The following is a 19,974-nucleotide window of genomic DNA, read 5'->3' on the forward strand; positions in this document are numbered from 1 at the left end:
CAGATAAAAATGCGTTTAATCCAATCTGAGATGTCCTGGCCAACCGTAAATTTCACATGAGGTCAAAATTTTACTTAAGTCTTTTTTCTTCAATTCTTCTGGTCTTTGGGATCTTTCAGATACTGTTTGCCTTAAACTCAACTTCTGCCACCTTTTATTTCCCATTTTTATCCAAGAAAAATTCTGAAATTACCCATCAGGATACTTTAGTAAATCAAAATTCTTTTAGGGTTTTAAATGATATTGCCATTCCCATCCGGGAAGGTTTTCCATTTTGTGAAACATTCATTGGGTTTGATCCCAGACCAAATGCCATATGGGATGGCTCCTTAATGAGCGGAGCCCCTAACCCAAACGTCCAACTTACAGGAAACGCTTTACAGCTTACTTCAAATGGCAATGATGAAAACGGATATGTGTTTGTGGATATTCCGTTTTCCTCTGCATTTGGTTTAAAGGTTTCTTTTGAATTCTCAAGCTTTGGGGGGACAGGAGCAGATGGTTTCAGCTTTTTTATGTTTGATGGAACCATAACAGCAGCAGATTTTGACATTGGGGGTACTGGTGGGGCACTTGGCTATACCCCTGTAAAATTTCCCAATGATGATACCCCAACCTTGTTAACACCTGGTTTAAAAGGAGCTTACATCGGTATTGGATTTGATGAATTGGGGAATTTTGGGAACTCTCGGGATGGTAGAAATGGAGGATTTGAAGATCCGGTCAATGGACCAAATACCCAAAACAGACCGCTTTTCAAGCACTCGGTAGTTATTCGAGGCCCTTCGGATGGTGACCCTTCAGTTCCACTCCGAGATAGAGATCGAACAAACGGCTTTAAAAATGGTTTTGCCGGCATCAGGTGGGATTCCTACAAGTTTATTGACGGGAGAATATTTGATCCAGCAGCCACTGGAATTGCAGTTACGAGTGTGGTGCCACCGGTTACTGTCGACGTAAGCTCATACCTTCATCCTGACCGATTTGAATTGGATACCGATTCATTTTCAGATTCGTGTCCTGATGAGGGGTTTAGAAAAGTTTTCATCGACCTTAATCCCATAGATATTAATGATAGAAGTAAAGGCTATCAGGTTGAAATCCAAATGTTAGTTAATGACGCAGGGCTTGGTGGGGTAAGACTAATAAATGTATTCAATGGACCAATTAATTATCCTTTCGGTGCCCCTGAATTGCTCAAAGTAGGTTTTGCTGCGGCCACCGGAGCTTCTACCAATTTTCACCATATTAGAAATGTGACCGTACAGGTTTCTAATGAAGATGTCCTAGAAAAACCCTTGGTAGAGCCTTTGATTGAAGAAGTCTGTGATGGTGAAGCCAATACTTTTGAACTGGATGTCCAGTTAAGAAATGATACCGACAACGCATTTATCAGATGTTTGCAGTTGTATTACACAGAGCAGGAGGCATTTGACGTTTTGGCTGCCAATGGAATTAGTATTCCTTTTCCTCCTTCAGGAGATGTAAACTCCCTTTGTCCAACCGGAAATTGTGTGGATCTATTGTGTAGACCGGAAAGAACTTCTAGACCGGCCTACGACACTATTACCGGAGAATTGGCTGGGCAGTTTGAAGTATTCCTGGTGGTTGAAAACGGAAAAGAAGTCCCAAAAGTAAGGTTTGTGGCTACTCCCGGCTACTCTGGAGTAACCACTATATACTATACTGTCACGGATAACTTTGGTCAAGTCTCCGATCCCAAACCAATTACCATCACCATCAACGCTCAGCCTGAGCCAATTATCACAACTTTAGATCCTTTAGTCTGGGAACAGCAAGAGATTAATAATATCAGGGTCTTATTGGAGTCAAATATTACTGACCCAACTTATTCCTACCAATGGTTTAAGGATGGGGTTTTAATTCCGGGAGCCACTTCCACCACATATTTGGCAACCACCCCAGGCGATTATGATGTGGAAGTAAGCACGCCCCAAGGATGTATTGGCCTTTCAGATGAGGCAGTGACCATCATTTTGGTTGAAAATCTCGAACCGAATTTCCAAGATTCCCCGGTTCCGGAAACCTGCTCAGCATTGGGACTAGTCAAGGTGACATTCAAAGATTTTGCAGTTTCGGGGATAGATTCTAACGGAAATCCTGGGAACGAAAAGTGGAAAATCATTACCGAATCGGGAGTCGTGATCCAAGATTGGACCTTTCTTGCTTCGGGTCAAAACGAAGTGATATTTACCGGTTTGACTGCAGGCAAATATGTTTTCCTGATTGGAGATGAATTTAGATCCGGTCAACTTGGAAGTGATGGAAATCCACTATATAGACACTATTTGCCTTTTGAAATTCTTCAAATTCAAACTCCCCTTCAATTAGTCTCAACGGTACCGTCTCCTGAGCTATGTTTCGGTGAGGGAGGAGAATTGACCGTTCAGGTTTCTGGAGGGGAAGGGCCTGGATCCTACACTTTTTCCTTGACAAATCAGGCCACTGGGCAGGCGCTATCGCCGGGCTCCGTTTCTGGGGGAACAGCGACCTTCCTAAATCTCCCCCAAGGAAATTACACGTTGGAAGCTAATTCTTCAACAAGATGCACGGTGACGGACAACATTGTCATCACGGGACCTGCCTCACCTCTAAACTTGAATTTGGTAGATTCAGACGGGATTTCCTGTGGGATAACCGATAGTGGATTTATTCAGTGGCAAGTTCAGGGAGGAACTCCGCCGTACTCTCTTGTATCTTTGACTAGGAACGGTACCTCTGTTTCCAACCCGAGTTCGACCCAAAATAATGGCCTTTTTGATTTTCAAAAACTTGTTGCAGGCCAGTATATTTTTACCGTGAAGGACTCAAACAATTGTGAACTCACTTCTTCTCCAGTTGACCTTGCCGAATTGCCTGCCCCTGTTTTTGAAATAGAGGATATTCAGGTGTGTGAAGGCGATCCTGCTCTTTTGACCATTGATATTGTGGAGCTAAGTAATTCCGATCCTGATTTTGAATGGATTAATCATGAAGGAAATCCTATCGCCGCTTCCGGGACCATCAATGGGATAACCTATAACTTCATTCCAGACGCCGACCCAAATACACCTGATGATTTGGAAATTATTGGCCTTGCTCCCGGTCAATATGAATTTACCCTGAAAATTGCAGGTTCAAATATCTGTGCCCAACCAGACCAGAAGGCAATCATTTCGGTTAACCCCAAACCTGTGGTGGAGGAGGTTTTGATAGGAAATCTGTCATGTTTTGAAAGCGGTGACGGAAAAATTGAAGTCCGTTTGGATTCCGGACTGGATCCAAAGGATTACTCATTTGAGCTGCTAGGCTTCGGTCCTCCTCAGGATTCAAATATTTTTGAAAATTTGAATGCAGGGGTATATGAAATCAGGGTGATTAACAAAAATACAACCTGTGTTAATTCACTGATTGATTTGGAAATCACCCAGCCTGATTTGTTGGAATTAATCAATATCAGTCAAATTGATCCCTCCTGCGATCAGTTGAACGGGTCAATTTCCTTCTCAATTATTGGTGGTACCAAAAGTTACACGGTACTGATCAACGGGCAGGATATCAGTGAATTTACCTTTACAAATTCTGCAAATGAGTATGTGCTCAGTGATCTGGAGCCCAATGATTATGTTATTGAGGTGGTAGATGATAATTCCTGTGAGGTTAAATCATCTGTTATTACCTTGGTAAATGATCCAAAAGATCCTGTTTCTGTGGAGCCTTTGGCTGATTTGATTTGTGAAGGAAATGAGGCCGAAATAATTCCCATTGTCACTACTCCTGGAGTCTACACCTTGTCCTGGTTTAAGGATAGCAATGCCACCCAGCCAATTTCAAGCACCAATGTTCCGGATGGAAACGGATGGACTTACCAAGTTGATTCTTCTACCGGCAAATTGACAGTAAATGGATTAAAGGCTGGCCAATCGGAATTTTTCTTATTGGTAACCGGACCGGATATTTGTCCCATTCCTCCTTTCAAAGCCGTTGTGGATATACTTTCCCCGATCGATCTGACTTTGGACATTCAGGATGAAATTTGTATTGGGGCATCTGATGGGGTAATTAGAGTCAATGCCACTGGAGCCGATGGAAATTTTGAATATAGCATCGACAATGGACCTTTTGGAAGCAGCAATACCTTCTCCAACCTGGCTCCCGGAGATTATACCATCTCGGTTAGGAGTACAGGACCCAATGGATGTGAGGCCCAAATCAACGGAACCGTAGCCGGTCCTCAGGCACCAATTACTATCAATACCCCTGATATCATCAGAAATTCATGTGATTTGCCCAATGGGGCAATTGAAAATCTCCAAATTTCAGGAGGTTGGGGGGCTTATACAGTAGAATGGAGAAGGGGAAGTTTAACCGGCCCCGTAGTTCCGGGCGATTTGACAGGAGCCCAGAATTTGATTTCAGATACTTACTATTTGAGTGTAGAAGATGCCAAAGGCTGTGTGGTAAACTTCAACTTTGTGGTATCCGAAATGCCTGATCCAAATTTTGTGGTCGCTCCCGTGGAAGTTTGTGCAGGGGAAACTGTCACCTTGATCCCTGTCAACACAGTGACTGGATCTGCCCCAACCGAGATAAAATGGTATAAAGACGCAGCCAAATCCCAGGAAATTGCCAATGGTCCGGATAGTTCAAATCCTAACATCCTGTATGAAATAGATCCAAATACGGATCATCTTAGTATAACAGGCCTTTCTGGAAATGCTCAAGCCTATACTTATTACTTCAATGTACTTTGTACCAATCAGCTAGTAGAGGCTAAAGCCTTGGTAAGAGAGGTTCCGGCCCCTGTTTTTTCCACCAATCCCGTGGCATGCTTTAATGGGAATGACGGAAAAATCGAAGTAACCTCAGGAGGAAATCCGAATTTTGTTTATTCGGTTAACAACGGACCTTCTTTGACAGAAAGTCAGTTGGAAAGCCAAAATTTTGCTGCCGGAATTTATTCCATAAAAGTTAACAATCAAGGATTCTGCGAACAGGTATTCACTGTAGAAGTAGAGCAGCCATCAGCCGCTTTGTCAATTTCTCCTTTGGTCAAAATTGATCCTGCCTGTGGTCAGGATATCGGTAAAATAACTACTCAAATTTCCGGGGGATGGGCTCCCTATACTGTAACCCTTAACAAAAACGGGGTGTCAGGTCCTCCTCAGACCATCCAGGGGCCTTCATTTGAAGCCACTAATTTGTCTCCCGGTGATTATTCTATCACAGTGGTGGATAAAGAAGGCTGCTCCATTTCCTCCAATATCATCCAACTGGTATATGGGCCTACCATTATCGAGGTAACTGATGATGAAATCTGCGAGGGTGAGCAAGTTGTTCTAAAACCAATTGCTTCTCCTAACCCTACTGGGGCAATTTTTGAGTGGTACAAAGACAGTAACCTTACTCAGAAAATAGTATCAAGTTCTACTCCGGACTCAAATGGCCATATTTTCACTATTGCATCAGACGGAACCCTAACGGTAGATGGGCTGTCTTGGACAAACTCACCGATTACCTATTATGTCATCCTGAATGGTGGAAATTCATGTCCGGGATTTGTAGAAAGCGCTGAAGTTAAAATCAACAGAATACCTACCCTGAGCGCTCAAATTGAAGATGAAATTTGCTTTGGTGCAAAAGGACGAATTATGCTTTCCGGTGGGGCAGGAGATGGAACATTTACCTACTCTCTGGATGGAATTAACTTCCAATCTGGATCAACCTTTGACGTTAATCCCGGAACTTACACCGGATATGTAAGATCTGGTAGTGGCTGTGTGGTAAGTTTACCAAACCTCGTGGTTCTTGGTCCTCCCTCTGCCTTAACCTTAGGTTCACCCATCATAAAGGATTCGGAATGTAACGCCTCCAACGGTTCTGTAAGTTTTGATATTGATGGGGGATATGGTCAATACACCATAGATATTGCCAGAAATGGCGCATCATATTCCACAACCTCATTTGGAGGAGGAATCTTTAATTCCGGCAATATCCCTCCAGGTTCTTATCAATTTGTGGTGACTGATGCAGGAGGATGCTCCGTATCCCTTGCTGCATTCACTGAAGTTAAGGAATTGCCTACGCCTTTGAATTCTACTGATGACGTGATATGCGTAGGGGAGACTGCAGAATTGGTTCCTTCCACTACCCAAACCGGAATCAACCCTACTTTCACTTGGTATACTGATCCTCAAGGCACGAATCCAATCTCCTCCGGAACTTCAAATGGAATTACCTATCAAATCGCGTCTAATGGAACTTTAAGTATTACCGGACTTCAAGGTAGAGATGCTGAATATCTTTATTATGTTAAAATTACCGGAGCAAATATCTGTGAATCGGATTTGGTACCGGCTAAAGTGAAAGTTTATCCTTTGCCAAATCTTAGAGTTTCCAATCCTTCCATTGTCTGTGATCCTTCTGGCACGGTGGACTTGACTTTGCATATTGAAGGCTTTAACCCTTCGCTTTATGACTACCAGGTGATTAGTCCAAATGGATCTGCAATGAAGCTGGATGATATTGATCAGGTCAACCTGAGCGGAAATTATTTGGTATCCAGTTCGATCAAAGGAGCAAATTGTTGGACTCCGAACCAACGAATCCAAGTAAAAATTGCCGAAGAGGAGTTGATTTCAAACTTTGAATACCAAGCAGATTTGGGAGGAGGAATTTTCCTTCCAAATGATGTCGCACAAATGCTTGAACCAGTCAATTTCACTGATTTGAGTACAGGAGATGCCATTATTTGGAACTGGGATTTTGGCGATGGAAATACCAGCTCCTCCCAAAATCCAACCCATATCTTCACCAAAAAAGGATTTTATACTGTAAGCCTGACAACAATAGATAGTATTGGCTGTATTTCGGTAATAGAAAAAGTAATCGAAGTTAAGGATGATTATACCATCATTATTCCTAATGCATTTACTCCAGATGGGGTCAAAAATCAATACTTCAAGCCGCAATTTAGAGGAATCGCCACAGTCGAGTATTTCATCTTCAATACTTGGGGTGAGCTGCTTTTCCATACCACCAATGCCGAAAATCCGGGATGGGATGGCACTCATAACGGACAAAAAGCACCTGGAGGTAATTATGTATACCGTGCAGTCTTTACTACCAGATCAAATGAAAAAATAGAACGATCTGGGGTGTTTCTTTTGATTCGGTAGTCCAGGAGGAATTTACAAACCCCAATCCCTAAAACTTTCTAACCTTAATTTTCATTGATGGTAGGGGTCTGGATACACATTAGGATGTCTGAAAAAAAACTCAATCCAAATAAAACTCAAACACGGACATGAATTTTAACGCACAAAAGATTTTTTTCACCAGAAACTCTTTGAACCTTAACCTTTCAGGATTTGTCAGACTAGATAATTTTGGAAAGGCTTGCTTCAAATCTTACCTTCGGTTTGAATAGGGAAGGGCTCTCTGGTTGAATTCATAGAAAAATAGTCCCCTGTTGGAAAAAAAACATGATTCTTAATTTTGTAATAGTTTTTTTAATTCTTCTCCTTTTGGCCCTCGTCTACCAAAGACTTGCCCTAAGGTTTGGTATTATCGATGTCCCCAACGGTAGAAGTTCTCATGCGCTTCCCACCGTGAGGGGAGGAGGGATTTTATTTCCTTTTGCCGTGATTTTTTGGTGGATGGCGTATGATTTTATGCATACTTGGATGGTTTTGGGCATAGTATGGATTGCTACGATCAGCCTCTTGGATGATATGTATTCCATTTCCAGAAAGCTTCGTTTTGGAGTTCAAGCGCTGGGCTTGACCATGGCTTTCTTTGATTTGGGACTGTTTGAGCAGGAGTCTATGATCATGATTCCTTTTCTGTATTTCGTGGGTTTGGGAATTATGAATGCCATCAACTTCATGGATGGAATCAATGGAATCACGGGGATCTATGGCCTGGTCTTTATGGGCTCTGTGTTGGCGATCAACCAGTATATGCCGGTTTTTGAGGAAAGTCTGATTCGATATCTGATTATTTCTCTGGTAGTCTTCCTGATTTTTAACATGCGGAAAAAAGCCATCATGTTCGCCGGTGACATCGGCAGTATTTCTTTAGCCTACATGATGATTTATTTCCTTACCCAATGGTACTTAGCCACCAAGGACTGGACCATCATCCTGATGCTTATAGTTTATGGTGTGGATTCTTTTGTGACCTTGACTCAGCGAATATTGAGAAAAGAGAATCCGGCGATTCCCCATCGAACCCACCTTTATCAATTCTTGGTCAATCAATGCAAAAAAGATCATGTTATGATCGCACTGCTTTTTGGAGTGCTTCAGTTTGCATTCAACTTCTTCCTTTATATCTATCCCCAGTCCATGCCATCCAATACTTTGGGGGTAATAGTTCTATTGGCGACCATTGCAGTTTATCTCTTGATCAAACTGCCCATTGAACGAAAATTTGCTTCCAGTTGAGTTTAAATTTTTGGTAATCAGGTTAAAGACGACCGAAAAGAAGGCATAAAAAAATCCCCCGGATACCGAAGGGATTTTTTGAGGCTTATGCCTTTTTAAAACTTAACACAATTCAAATGTCAGGGAAATAAAACTGGAAGTAAATACCCTATATAGGGTATATTTTGGCCTTTTTTTGCAAAATTTTCAATTTGCACCCCTTATTTGACTCGAAAAATAGCTTTTAAGCATTTAGGAGCTATCCTATTCAAATTTTAAAAAAGGATGTTTTGGGATTTATTCTTGAATATTTTGCTTGAGAAATCCCCATTCCAAGCCTTGAATCGGGCTTTAAACAAATTTTAACATTTTTTACGATCCATAAATAAAAATATATGACCTGCTAGGCATAGCGATTGTCCGTAAGTGGTATGTTTTTATTTACTTTGTCCACCGAAAAATCACCCAAGCAAGGGAAATCAAATTAATTTCTTAAAAATCTATCTATTCAAAATGAAACAGTCCGTATCTTCCTTTTCCCTGAAAAGAATCCTTTTCATGGGACTTGTGGTTACCCTAGCTATGGGTGCCTGCAAAAGCAAAAAGAAGGCCGTTCAGCCAGCACCAACTCCGGCTCCTAAGGAGGAAGTTGTACAGCAGGCTCCACCGCCGCCACCAGCCAAATCCGCAGAGGAAATCGCGGCTGAGAAATTGGAAAACAGTTTCAATGCTGTTGCTAGAGCATCTTCAGTGAATGCTGCTAACCAGACTATCCAAGAGACCTTGGCTATGTTTTCCAATCAGGAAACTCCTGTGTTGATCGTGATTCACGAAGAGAATGGCATCAAAGATTACGATGAGCCTACTACGATCAAGAAGTACCTAGAGTATCTGAAGGACACCAAAAAGAACCTGAACTACATCTCTGATATCCGTATGGATGCCAATGGTAAGGTTTCTGAATTGGAACTTAGAAGAAAATAATTCGAACCTGAAATCTGTAATTTTAACATGAAAAATAAATTTATCCTCTTCCTAGGTTTGTTCCTTTCAGCATCCCTAGCAGTAATGGCTCAGGACAATATCAGCCCTGCTCGTAAGCAGGCGATTGACTCCTTGGCGCTGGAAAAAGTAAAGGACCTTTCTAAGTACATCGCCATCATCGGTAGCAAAGAGACACAATTCTCTGAAGCAAACCGCGTTATGGATAGAGCAGAGGAGCTATTCGCTCCAGGTGCTGAAATGGGTGTATCTTCAATCAACACCAAAGAGATCGCTTACTATAAAGTGAGAAGATACTTTGAGCGTCTGATGGCATTGAATTATGACCGAGTAAACATCACTTGGTATGATATTCAGTACATTTCCGATTTGGAAAGACAGCCTGATGGCCGTTACGTTGGTGTAATTACAATCTATCAAAGATTCGAAGGTACCTCTATCGAAACAGGAATGAACTATAGAGATACAACCAAAAAAGACATCACCATCTACGTAGAGAAAAAGCAAACTCAAATCGCTGGTCGTACCATCGAATTTTGGGACGTAATGTTGGGTGATGTACGAGTGACTGAAACCTCAGCATGAGATTAACCTTTCTGATTTTTGCGTTTTTTATCGCAATCATCTCTTCTGTCCCGGGGCAAGGCATAGGCGGCCCCGGGACAATTAAGGATGACGGCAGATTTGCAGCTTCCACCAAACAGCTGAACCAATTTTTTCGAAGATTCAACGGAGAAGAATCTGTGGATGGCAATATCCGATTCTACCCCGGCGACTCGCTCTATCAAAATCCAGCCCTGAGAAAAGGATTCTTAAGCATCCTTTTTGACAACCAAACTTCCTCTATTTCTCCACAGCTTAAGCAGGAGTTTATTTCCTATGTGCTTTCGGACACCTATCCTTATTTTCTTAATTTTCAGAGAGAAGGGTGGTATGCCGAGGTAGATACTGAGTTTTTCTTCAAAGGAAAAAGGGAAAAAGTTACTTTGATCATGAAAATCCAACCCGAGCGTCTTGGCTTTGAGTGGGTTATCGATCAGGTGATTTTTCCTCCTTTCAAGAATCTCTTCAATAAACCCGTGGGTGAATCCAAGGATTTTCTCCATCCTCTGAGTCATGAGCTGGGTTTTATGAACCTCCGGAGAGCTTTTCAGGATTCCAAACTACCGGAGTCCTTCACGGCTAATTCCTACAAGCCGGATTACCTTTCTATTTTTTTGTACGAGATGAAGCAGAATAACCTCCGCTTCGATACCGTATCAGGTGTTAAATTTCATTTCTTTCAAATAGGTGGCTGGTATTTTGAGGTAAACCAGTTTAACCGCCCGGGATTTAATACCGGCTGGTTGATTTCCAACCTGGTAAGATTAGGACCAGGGGACAAAGAAACTATTCTCAAGTACATCTATGACCAGGATTAAATTTATCCTTTCCTTTTGTCTAATTACCTTTCTGGCTTTCTTTACTAGTGCGCAAAACCTGAAAGGATACTCCAAAGACCAAGTGCAAACCTTGTCTTCCAAAGTCGAGGATCAAATCAGGTTTTTGGAATTCTTACTGAATACCTTGGGCAACAAAGAGACCTCTGCCCGGGATAAAGATGTGATCATCCGTGAGAGCTACCTGAAGATCTTCCGGGATGAAAAAGTACAAGTTGAGGATGATTTGCTACAGGATCGAAAAGTAGTCACCAACAAAGACGTCACTGCTTACCTCAAAGACATTGAGTTTTTCTACAAAAATGTAGAGTTCAAGTTCAAAGTCCGCGAGATCAAACCAGCCCAAAAAGACAATGGACAGGTTTACTTTGTGGCTTCCTTGGATAGAACTATCGAAGCTCAAGGCATGCGTGGAGAGAAAATCTCCAACACCAAACCAAGATTCGTTGAAGTCAACTTGGATGAAAAGTCTCAGGAACTCAAAATCGTAAGCATTTACACCACCAAAGTCAGCCGTGATGAGGAATTGACCGCCTGGTGGAAAAGTCTCAGCCCTGCATGGGTATCCTTCTTCAAGCAAAAGTTTTCTCTCAATCCCTCTGATTCAGTGGGGCTGGAGTGGTTTTATAAATTCGTGAGTATCGATACCCTGAATATCTCAGGAAACACCGGTATCCGGACTCTGGCACCTTTGTCAGAACTTCGAGATCTGAAAGTAATCGACATCTCCAATACTCAGATTCGGGATTTGGGTCCTATCTCCAATGTGACTTTCTTGGAGAATCTAGACATATCGCATACACCGACCCGAAATATCAAATTCATCAAATATTCGGACCGGCTCAAAGCCTTGAATATTTCCCACACCCAAGTGGACAGTATTCAGGAGCTCTTGAACCTCAAAAGCCTTATTTCATTAAAAGCTGACCAAACTCCAATCTCAAGCTTTTCGGTTCTTAACCAATTCAAAAACTTGGAAGAACTCTCCTTGAGAGAAAGTGGATTTAACAATCCGGAAAATATTCAAGAGTTGAAAGGCCTGAAATCCTTGGATTTGAGCCGAAACTATATGGTAAACCTTTCCTCCTTAGCAGGATTCAAGGAAATGGTCAACCTCAACCTTTCCCAAACCAATATTCAGGATTTAAGCCCTTTGAAGGAATTTGAAAACCTGGAATTCTTAGATGTTACTGCTACGCCAGTCAGTGATTTGACTCCGCTTCACGGCTTGTCTAAACTCCGAAAGGTATTGGCGGACGAAACTCAGCTGAGCAATTTGGCTGCGGATAACTTCGTAAGACAAAATCCAGATGTCTTACTGATTCATCACGTGAAAGATCTGGAAAGCTGGTGGAGTACCCTCAGCGATCCTTGGAAGGCAGCTCTGAAAAGAGCCAATCCAGCCATCACCAATGATAGTCCAGGAGTAGAAACCCTGACCAAAACTGTTACGGTAAGCCATCTGGATCTCAGTGGTCTAGGTGTGGAGACGCTAAATCCTCTAGTGAAATTTGTAAATCTGCAAACAGTGGATTTTTCGGATAATCCTATTATGGAATTGCTTCCTCTTACAGAAGTGAAAACCCTGAAAAAAGTCACGGGAAAAAATACGCAGGTTACAGATGCTTCCACTTTGAAAACTTTGGAAAATCTCGAGCTCTTGAACTTGGAGGGTAGTCCGGTAAAAAGTATCTCTGAGCTTGTAGGCTTGGAAAAACTGAAATTGATCAATGTGAATCGCTCTTCCGTCGAATTAAAGGAAATCCCTGATTTCCTGATCAGACGTCCCGATGTAAATGTGATTTTCCGAACCGATGAATTGCAGACTTGGTGGGCAAATTTGGCCTCCGAATGGAAGGATTTATTCAGAAGACAGAATTCCCTTACTGATAGTCCGAGTGAGGAGGAGCTGCATAGCTTGACTGCCAAATCAGAGCTTGTATTTGACCGCATTCAGGTAGCTGATTTAGCGCCTTTGCCTACATTTATTAATCTTCGTTCCTTGCAGATCTTCGATGCTCCGATCTCTTCGATCTCCCCACTTAGCGGAATGGTTCTCCTTACCAAGTTAAGGTTGTCCCAAGTGCCGGTTATTGATTTTATGCCCATCTCTGGACTTCTTTCCATGGTGTCTCTGGATATTTCCAATACAGGTATTGAAGATCTAAGTCCGATTAGTAACCTCACCAATCTCAAATACCTGAACATCTCCGGGACAAATCTTAAAAATCTTAAAGGCCTGGAGACTTTAGCAGCTTTGGAAGAGTTGGATGTGGCGAGTACCAATTTAAGGTCCTTAAAGCCTATTGAGGATTTGAATAATCTCAAGAAGCTTTCTTGCTTCAATACCCGATTGACCTCAAGAGCTGTGGATTCCTTCAAAAGCTCCCATCCGGATTGTGAAGTGAGGTTTTATTAAGATGACCTAGCAAAAAAACAGGCTGTCCCAAAAAGACAGCCTGTTTTTTTTACTTAAACCAAATAGAAAGGGCCAAAAAATGCTGAAAAAAATCCCTTAATATATTTTCCTTCAAAAGTGATGGAAAAGTCGCTTAATCACCCATAACAAATTTAGCCTAAGTGCTACCTCGAAAAAATACCCACTAGTGGGTATTTTTTGGGAAAGATGCCATAAAGTTTTCCCCAAAATTGTACTTTGTCTATGCCTGATTTTATTATTCTCATATCTCCCTAATGTCTTAATGAAAATACCCTTCAAGCCTATTTCTCAAGGATTGGTCTATCCCAAAAGGCCTATTTGTAATAGACTAAAGCCAATAGTTTTTTAGGATTCTTTTTAACAATTCAACTATCTCCGGTAATTTGGTCTAATCGTGAAGCCACTTTATTTCCTGCTTTTTTTCGCTGTGATTCTTGTCCTTGGTGGAGTGGATAGGGGCTTTGATATCTCTGATGAGGGATTGTATGCTTTATTGGCTCATCCTCTTCAAGACAACTTCGCAGGAATCTTCAATTACGACCTGTTTTTTAAGGCATGCTATAAACTATTTAATCTTCATTTTGGGCTGATTGAGCTTAGGATCATTCGCCTTTTGAGCTATTTCTTGGGAGCATTTGCTCTTGCCGTTTTCTTAAGAAATGTCACCAAAGCCAATAAAATCCAAAACTTGGATTTCGGAATCTCTCTATTAGGACTCCTGGCTGCCTATGCATTTTTACCCCAAACGCTTTCCTATAATCATTTGAGCGTTGTATTGACTTGTTTTTGGTTGGCCTTGATCTCTGGAAATATCCAAAAACCAGCTGTCTTAACTCTTTTGGGATTAGTCTTGGCCCTTTTAGCTTATGTGAAAATCCCGACCGCAGTGCTCCTGTTTTTGGGAACATTCATTTTCGTGATCCTTCAAAAAGCCCCTAGGGGCTACTTAGTCTTATTGCTGATCCCATTTGTTTTATTGGAACTCATCTTTTTCTATTTTTTGCAAAGCTCGGCAATTCAAAGACTTTGGTCAGGTCTTGGGCTAATGATCGGACGTCCGGATTATGCACTTATCACTCTGGTCAAACATACCCTAGTTGGTGTATTTTGGATTGGACTTTCAGTTGGGGGTTCTTGGATGATCCATCGCCTCCTTAGTCATAAAAGCTTCAAATTCATTTGCCTTTTCCTCTGGCTATCGGGTTTGATTTGGCTTACTCATATTACCGAGGAATGGAATCATGTGGCATTATTATTTACTGCGCAGCTTTTTGGGATCCTTGGACTTCGGCTCGACATGGATTTTTGGAAAAATCCCGCCAGAAATTGGATACTGCTGCTCGCTATAATGCCCTTTTTACTTCACTTTGGCAGTAATGTATATTGGTTGAGAATAGGGATTCACTATTGGGTATTTTGGATCCTTGCGCTTTTTATCTGGACGAGAAATACTCCCGGATTTCAAGCAAAAACCTTAGAACTTGGCCTTGGAATATTGACCTGCATCCTGATTTTTACCGGAGTTTGGTGGAGGCCTTTCGAGCAAAAATCACTTTGGAATTATCAGGTCAACTGGGAATATTTGCCCGGAAAAAGTATAAAACTAATGCCTGAACAGGTTCAAAAGCTTAAGGACTTGCAAAGCAGGGAGGATATTCAGTCCCAGCAACAACTACTAGCAGTTTATAGGATTTCTGGCATTCCTTTCCTTTTGGGAAAGACCATGCCCAAAAGCCCCGGGTTTTGGGATGAAAATCAGTTGAAAGGCTTTTTTCTAAAAAACTTGCCTGATCTACCTCTGATTTACAATCCCATTTCCGATTTGCCCTATCGTCCCGTTCAAGACCCAATCCTTTTAACCGAATTCTGATGGAGCGAGATCGATTTTTCACATCAATTCAATTTTGGATCGGTCTGGGCCTCTTTGCGGTGGTATTGATTTGGTTTTTGCCTTGGCGGTTTCAAGTCAACGATGATGAAGTCATGATGTGGCTGGTTTCAGGGGCCTATACTGGCTCCCCGGAGGCCTATGCTGTCTTCCTTCATCCTTACCTCTCGGTCTCCTTTTCAGCCCTGTATTCTTGGATCCCAATGGTTCCATGGTATCCTTTGATTTGGTTTGCTTTGCTCTTTCTTTCCTATGCACTGCTCATTGAGTCTGTCAGGATTCATTTTGGATCTAGCCCCAAAAGGATGATTTGGAATTTACTTTTATTGGCAGTCTTAATTCATTTTGCCTTTTTCCTCCAATTCTCCATTGTGGCAGCTTTTTGCATTACTGCTGGTATGATTTACCGATCTGAACAAAATAGAAATACCTCAAGGAGGGCATTTAATTTATTCCCTTCCGACCTGCTGCTGCTGGTTGGGATTCTTATCCGCTGGGAAGTAGGAGTAGTGCTGATCGTTGGGGGATTTGGCCTGATGCTGGTTTTTGGAAGGGAGAAAACATCCATCCGAGCTTCTGTACTTCCACTGTTGTTTTTGGCCCTCGCACTAGTTACTCATACACTTTGGATAAAAAGGGCAGGTTTGGAGCAGTTTTCGGATCTCAACCGCCTTCGTTCTCAGGTTTTTGATCACCCCATGCTTCAATTGCAAAAAGAATACTGGATGGTGGAGGAGCCTGAACTCTACCATTTTTCGAATGGACTGCAAGATTTTCAGTCCGGGGAATTAGGAGAGAAAACACTTCTGGATTGGAAAGAGAAGTTGGATTCATCCCGGTATGAATTTATTTCACCCCGATATTTCATCCGATCTTGGGTGACCTTTGTGAGACATGAGCATTTCTTCCTTTACCTTTTGGCCACTCTCTTGGCTTTGGTATTTCTGGAGAAAAAGAAATCCATGCTTTGGAGCCTTTTCTCCATTTTTCTGGGATTTTGGATCTTGGCTCCTTTTTACCTATTGAAAATTCAGGTCTTTGTATTGGCGTTTTTCCTGATCCTTTTTCTTCAGTTCCATTGGGAGTCTCCAAAAGTCCAAACTTCCATTCGGATTTATAAGGGAATAGGGGGAATGTTGATCTTGGGAATCGCTTGGCATTTGACTTCCCTATTTTCCTCCGGGAAAAACATCCCGGAAAACTTTGAAATCCGGGAGGTTCTCACAGAATTAAAAGGAGTAACAGAGGTTTATTTAATAGGGGAGAACAAGTGGTATCATTCCTTGGTGTTTGAAAATCCCCTTCCATTCCGGGTTCTGGGTTGGTCCTCACTTCTGGAAAGTGTTGATCCCAAGACCATCTCCGGCCAAAAAGCCTTTTTGGTGCAAAACAAGACCTACTTTCCCAATGAAGGCTATTTTCAAAAAGGAAATCCAAGCATTCGGTTTCTGGAAGAATTCGTCTTGATCACCTATCCATGAACAGGCATTTCCGAAATATCCCTTGGTTTGAGCTGCTTTTGGGTGGGATGATTTCCTTTACACTCTATTTCCTGATCAAGTACATCCCTTATGGAGTGGATATCAAAGTCCATAATTTTTACCTCGTGGAATACTTGGAAAAGGGCCATTTTCCAATTCCTCCGGGATATTATGCGATGATCTATTTCGTGGATCTGCTGCTAAGGATTAAGTATCCTTTTGTACTGAGTTCTATCTTGGTCCTGACTTTATTTTTGGTCTGGAAGTTTAGGATCTTAAGGAACTGGATTTCCTCTACTCCGGGTTTGTCCTACAAATACTCCTATTTACTTACCTTTGGCTTGATGTTTTTTGGACCTTTGGTGGCTCCTTGGGTGGAAACAGATTTATGGTATTTAGGAAAATTCACTCCTACCATCTGGCATAACTCCACCCTGATCGCATCCTTGCCTTTTTCGCTTCTCCTTTTTCATGAGACTTTGAAATGGTGGCAAAATGAGACCCCCGCATCTTTTGGGAAAATGATCCTTTTTGGGGTTTTCATTCTTTTGATCAAACCCAGTTTTCTATTTTGCTTTATTCCTCTTTTGCCACTTTTTACAGGGAAAATCAAAGGCATCCGATCTCGGGAATTCCTATTTTCCTTGGGGTATGCGGTTTTGTTTCTGGGAGGAATTGGACTCGAAAAGCATCTTATTTATGCCTGGGATCCCATGATCGTAGAGGAATACGCCATTGCTGAGCAGCCTCAGATTCAAATTCGTCCGTTCAAAATTTGGCTTCACTATTCCTTCGAGCCTATTTGGGACTTTATCTCCAGCTTTTTACTCAGCATTTCTTTCTTTATCCTTTGGGGGAAAAGACCTTTTTCAAAACCAGCCTTCTCTTTCTCTTTTGCCTTATTGGTCCTTTCCATGCTTATCTTTTGGACCTTTGCAGAGTCAGGTTTTCGGGAATGGCATGCCAACTTCTACTGGCAGATTCCGATTGCACTTTTGCTTCATATTTGGGCGATGCTGGATTTTGTGTTGGATTTTCAGAGGAAAAAAGGAAGTGTCATCCATTGGAAAACCAAGCTCTTTTTGTTGCTCTTCGGAATCCATGTGCTCTTTGGCCTCGCTTATTGGGGGAGAATCTTTGTGGAGCGAATTATCAGCTGATTTTCTTCCGCTTCTAAAAAATAATCCGGCTTAGCTTCCTCCATTTCATAAAAGGGGAGGGTGTAGCGAATCAACTTCCCGTCTTGATTTTTGACAGGCAGATCCCTTAGATCATATTCTTTTATCAGAATGGTGTCCAATCGAATCAAAGAGGGATCAAGTCTTTCCATTTTCTGAACAATTTCCTGACCAATAGGCAGCGGGGAGTATTCGTTTCTGAGTTTGAGGACTTTTTGTTGAAAAGGAATCATCAATGCCAAACTAGTCAGGGAGCACAGCACCAGAATCAGGCTCTCTGTCCGGAATTTCAGCTCATGAATCAAGGCTAAGCTCAGGAAAATCCCAGCAGGACTCAACATCCTCCAATCTGTCCAGCGGTAGGTTTTATACAAAACAATGGCAAAAACCAGATGAATCAGAAACTGGAGCAGACCCAGCTTCAGCAATGGGGATTTTTTAAAAAAGGCGATCCCCAAAAGGAGCGTAACCAAAATCCAGATCTTCCAAGCCCAATAAAACATGCCCTCTGAGTAAGTGGCAAGGAAGTAAATGTTCCTTTTGGTATTGAAGCTGATTTCCTTCCAGATCAATCCCCAATTCCCTTCCGAGAACTGATGTAAGGATTCAGAAAAAACGTTGGGCGTTTGTTCGTGAAAATAGGCTGGATAAATCAGCATCCCGAATAGTCCCATGCCCAGCAATCCCAGTCCAAGGATTTTTCTTTTGGGAAAAAGTACCAGCGCCAGCGCAAAGAACATAAATAGCCAAGTACTTCTGATCCAGGAAAAAACCAAAATCATAAGAATGATTCGTATAAGATCGGCTTTGGAGGGATTGACCTGAACTTTGCGGAGTCCCAAAAAGAGAAAGATGGCAATGCCGGCCTGAACCAATTCAGGCAATAGGCTTTGTCCATAAAAGAGAACATAGGGACTTCCGGTCAATAAAATTCCCTGGAGAAGCTTGATTTCAAATTTTTCATTTTGAAAAAATATCAACATTAAGCCAATCCCGAATATCAGGTAATTAATGGTCACGATGTGCCTTCCGGACCAAGATCCACTCCAGTTGAGCAAACCATATAAAATAGGATAGGAGGGGCCATGGGCATCAAAACCACCGATTTGGGAACCTTCACCCGAATAAGTAAAAGAAGCCTGAAGGTTACCGGTCTGTTGGAAGGACTTTGCATTCTGGAGGTAGAAATATTCGTCCCCATAGTAAGGACCAAAATCCCTTTTTAGCTGCCGAATCTGGCCAAATTGATAGGCTAAAAGAGACAAAAACGCCAATAAAGGCAACCACCGCTTTATTCGATTGGGGTGAATCAGGAATTTGATAAAACTGGGCAATAGCGACATCGAACCTATTTCTAAAATGAATATAGGAAAAACATGGAACCATTGACGAATTGGGATTTACGACGTAGTTCTTCGCCATTGAGCTGCAGGACAACTCAATCGCAAATGGCAAAAGGCAAATAGCAAATAGCAAAGGGCAATAACCGACATCCGACATCCGACAACTGACAACCATTTACGATATACGACTTACGATTTACGAGGTGGTTACACGCTATTGAGCTTCTGGACAAGCCAATTCCAAGATGCAAAAGACAAAAGGCAAAAGGCAAATAGCAAATAGCAAATGGCAAAAGGCAATAACCAATAACTCACAACACACATCGGTCATCGGAAATCGGACATCGGACAACTAGCATCCCACAACCGACAACCATTTACGATTTACGACTTACGATTTACGAGGTGGTTATACGCTATTGAGCTTCTGGAAAACCCACAACCGACAACCCATAACCGACAACCCATAACCGACAACTGACATCGGACATCGGACATCGGACAACTGACATCTCACATCCGACACCCCACACCCCACATCCCCACATCCCAAAAAAATCTCCAAGTCTTGCAAAAATCCCAAACCTGTTTTACTTTGTATCGAGTAATTTTTTTACTCAGTTCGCTAGTTCCTGATGGGAGTGAAAGGGCGAAGCTTTGGAAACGGAAGTTTAAAGTTTAAAATGAAAAGTTTAAAGTTTTAGGATTTCGACTTAAATCTGTATCCAAAAAATGTGATTTAAATTTTGTAATTAGTTATTTTACAATAAGTTAATT

The 19,974-nt window shown here is 41.9% G+C and carries 10 protein-coding genes; 9 read left to right on the forward strand and 1 reads right to left on the reverse strand.

Going from position 1 to position 19,974, the window contains the following annotated elements:
• Positions 1-56 precede the first annotated feature (56 nt).
• The 9 genes from G458_RS0112190 (at position 57) to G458_RS0112240 (ending at position 17,836) form a co-directional block, all read left to right on the forward strand.
• Positions 57-7,178 carry a PKD domain-containing protein gene (locus G458_RS0112190; RefSeq protein ID WP_026952157.1) on the forward strand — a complete coding sequence of 2,374 codons (7,122 nt, stop codon included), beginning with the start codon at positions 57-59 and terminating at the stop codon, positions 7,176-7,178.
• Between the two features lie 348 nt (positions 7,179-7,526).
• Positions 7,527-8,447 carry an MraY family glycosyltransferase gene (locus tag G458_RS20680; RefSeq protein WP_169719268.1) on the forward strand — a complete coding sequence of 307 codons (921 nt, stop codon included), beginning with the start codon at positions 7,527-7,529 and terminating at the stop codon, positions 8,445-8,447.
• Positions 8,448-8,939: 492 nt separating this feature from the next.
• Positions 8,940-9,410 carry a hypothetical protein gene (locus G458_RS0112210; protein ID WP_026952158.1) on the forward strand — a complete coding sequence of 157 codons (471 nt, stop codon included), beginning with the start codon at positions 8,940-8,942 and terminating at the stop codon, positions 9,408-9,410.
• A gap of 27 nt (positions 9,411-9,437) precedes the next feature.
• Positions 9,438-10,013, forward strand: coding sequence for a hypothetical protein (locus tag G458_RS0112215; RefSeq protein ID WP_026952159.1), 576 nt, complete (start codon positions 9,438-9,440; stop codon positions 10,011-10,013).
• Positions 10,010-10,849, forward strand: a complete 840-nt coding sequence (locus G458_RS0112220; protein WP_026952160.1) for a hypothetical protein — start codon at positions 10,010-10,012, stop codon at positions 10,847-10,849. Before G458_RS0112215 ends, G458_RS0112220 begins: the two co-directional genes overlap by 4 nt.
• Positions 10,836-13,286, forward strand: coding sequence for a leucine-rich repeat domain-containing protein (locus G458_RS0112225; protein ID WP_026952161.1), 2,451 nt, complete (start codon positions 10,836-10,838; stop codon positions 13,284-13,286). The genes G458_RS0112220 and G458_RS0112225 overlap by 14 nt, the downstream gene beginning before the upstream one ends.
• 415 nt (positions 13,287-13,701) lie before the next feature.
• Positions 13,702-15,177 carry a hypothetical protein gene (locus tag G458_RS0112230; protein WP_026952162.1) on the forward strand — a complete coding sequence of 492 codons (1,476 nt, stop codon included), beginning with the start codon at positions 13,702-13,704 and terminating at the stop codon, positions 15,175-15,177.
• The gene (locus tag G458_RS0112235) at positions 15,177-16,676 is read left to right on the forward strand and encodes a hypothetical protein (protein WP_026952163.1); all 1,500 of its coding nucleotides are present in this window, start codon (positions 15,177-15,179) and stop codon (positions 16,674-16,676) included. The genes G458_RS0112230 and G458_RS0112235 overlap by 1 nt, the downstream gene beginning before the upstream one ends.
• Positions 16,673-17,836, forward strand: coding sequence for a hypothetical protein (locus tag G458_RS0112240; protein WP_026952164.1), 1,164 nt, complete (start codon positions 16,673-16,675; stop codon positions 17,834-17,836). Before G458_RS0112235 ends, G458_RS0112240 begins: the two co-directional genes overlap by 4 nt.
• Here the strand turns inward: G458_RS0112240 and G458_RS0112245 are convergent.
• Positions 17,797-19,197, reverse strand: a complete 1,401-nt coding sequence (locus tag G458_RS0112245) for a hypothetical protein (RefSeq protein ID WP_157359774.1) — start codon at positions 19,195-19,197, stop codon at positions 17,797-17,799. The two genes, G458_RS0112240 and G458_RS0112245, sit on opposite strands and share 40 nt — an antisense overlap.
• Positions 19,198-19,974: the final 777 nt, after the last annotated feature.

It is taken from the genome of Algoriphagus mannitolivorans DSM 15301 (assembly GCF_000429425.1).
GTDB classification, from domain to species: Bacteria; Bacteroidota; Bacteroidia; order Cytophagales; family Cyclobacteriaceae; genus Algoriphagus; species Algoriphagus mannitolivorans.

Excerpts from the sequence above, each read along its gene's own strand:
- G458_RS0112190 (WP_026952157.1), top strand. The coding sequence starts at position 57 with ATGAGGTCAAAATTTTACTTAAGTCTTTTTTCTTCAATTCTTCTGGTC.
- G458_RS0112235 (WP_026952163.1), top strand. The coding sequence starts at position 15,177 with ATGGAGCGAGATCGATTTTTCACATCAATTCAATTTTGGATCGGTCTG.
- G458_RS0112225 (WP_026952161.1), top strand. The coding sequence starts at position 10,836 with ATGACCAGGATTAAATTTATCCTTTCCTTTTGTCTAATTACCTTTCTG.
- G458_RS0112245 (WP_157359774.1), bottom strand. The coding sequence starts at position 19,197 with ATGTCGCTATTGCCCAGTTTTATCAAATTCCTGATTCACCCCAATCGA.
- G458_RS0112215 (WP_026952159.1), top strand. The coding sequence starts at position 9,438 with ATGAAAAATAAATTTATCCTCTTCCTAGGTTTGTTCCTTTCAGCATCC.
- G458_RS0112210 (WP_026952158.1), top strand. The coding sequence starts at position 8,940 with ATGAAACAGTCCGTATCTTCCTTTTCCCTGAAAAGAATCCTTTTCATG.
- G458_RS0112220 (WP_026952160.1), top strand. The coding sequence starts at position 10,010 with ATGAGATTAACCTTTCTGATTTTTGCGTTTTTTATCGCAATCATCTCT.
- G458_RS0112240 (WP_026952164.1), top strand. The coding sequence starts at position 16,673 with ATGAACAGGCATTTCCGAAATATCCCTTGGTTTGAGCTGCTTTTGGGT.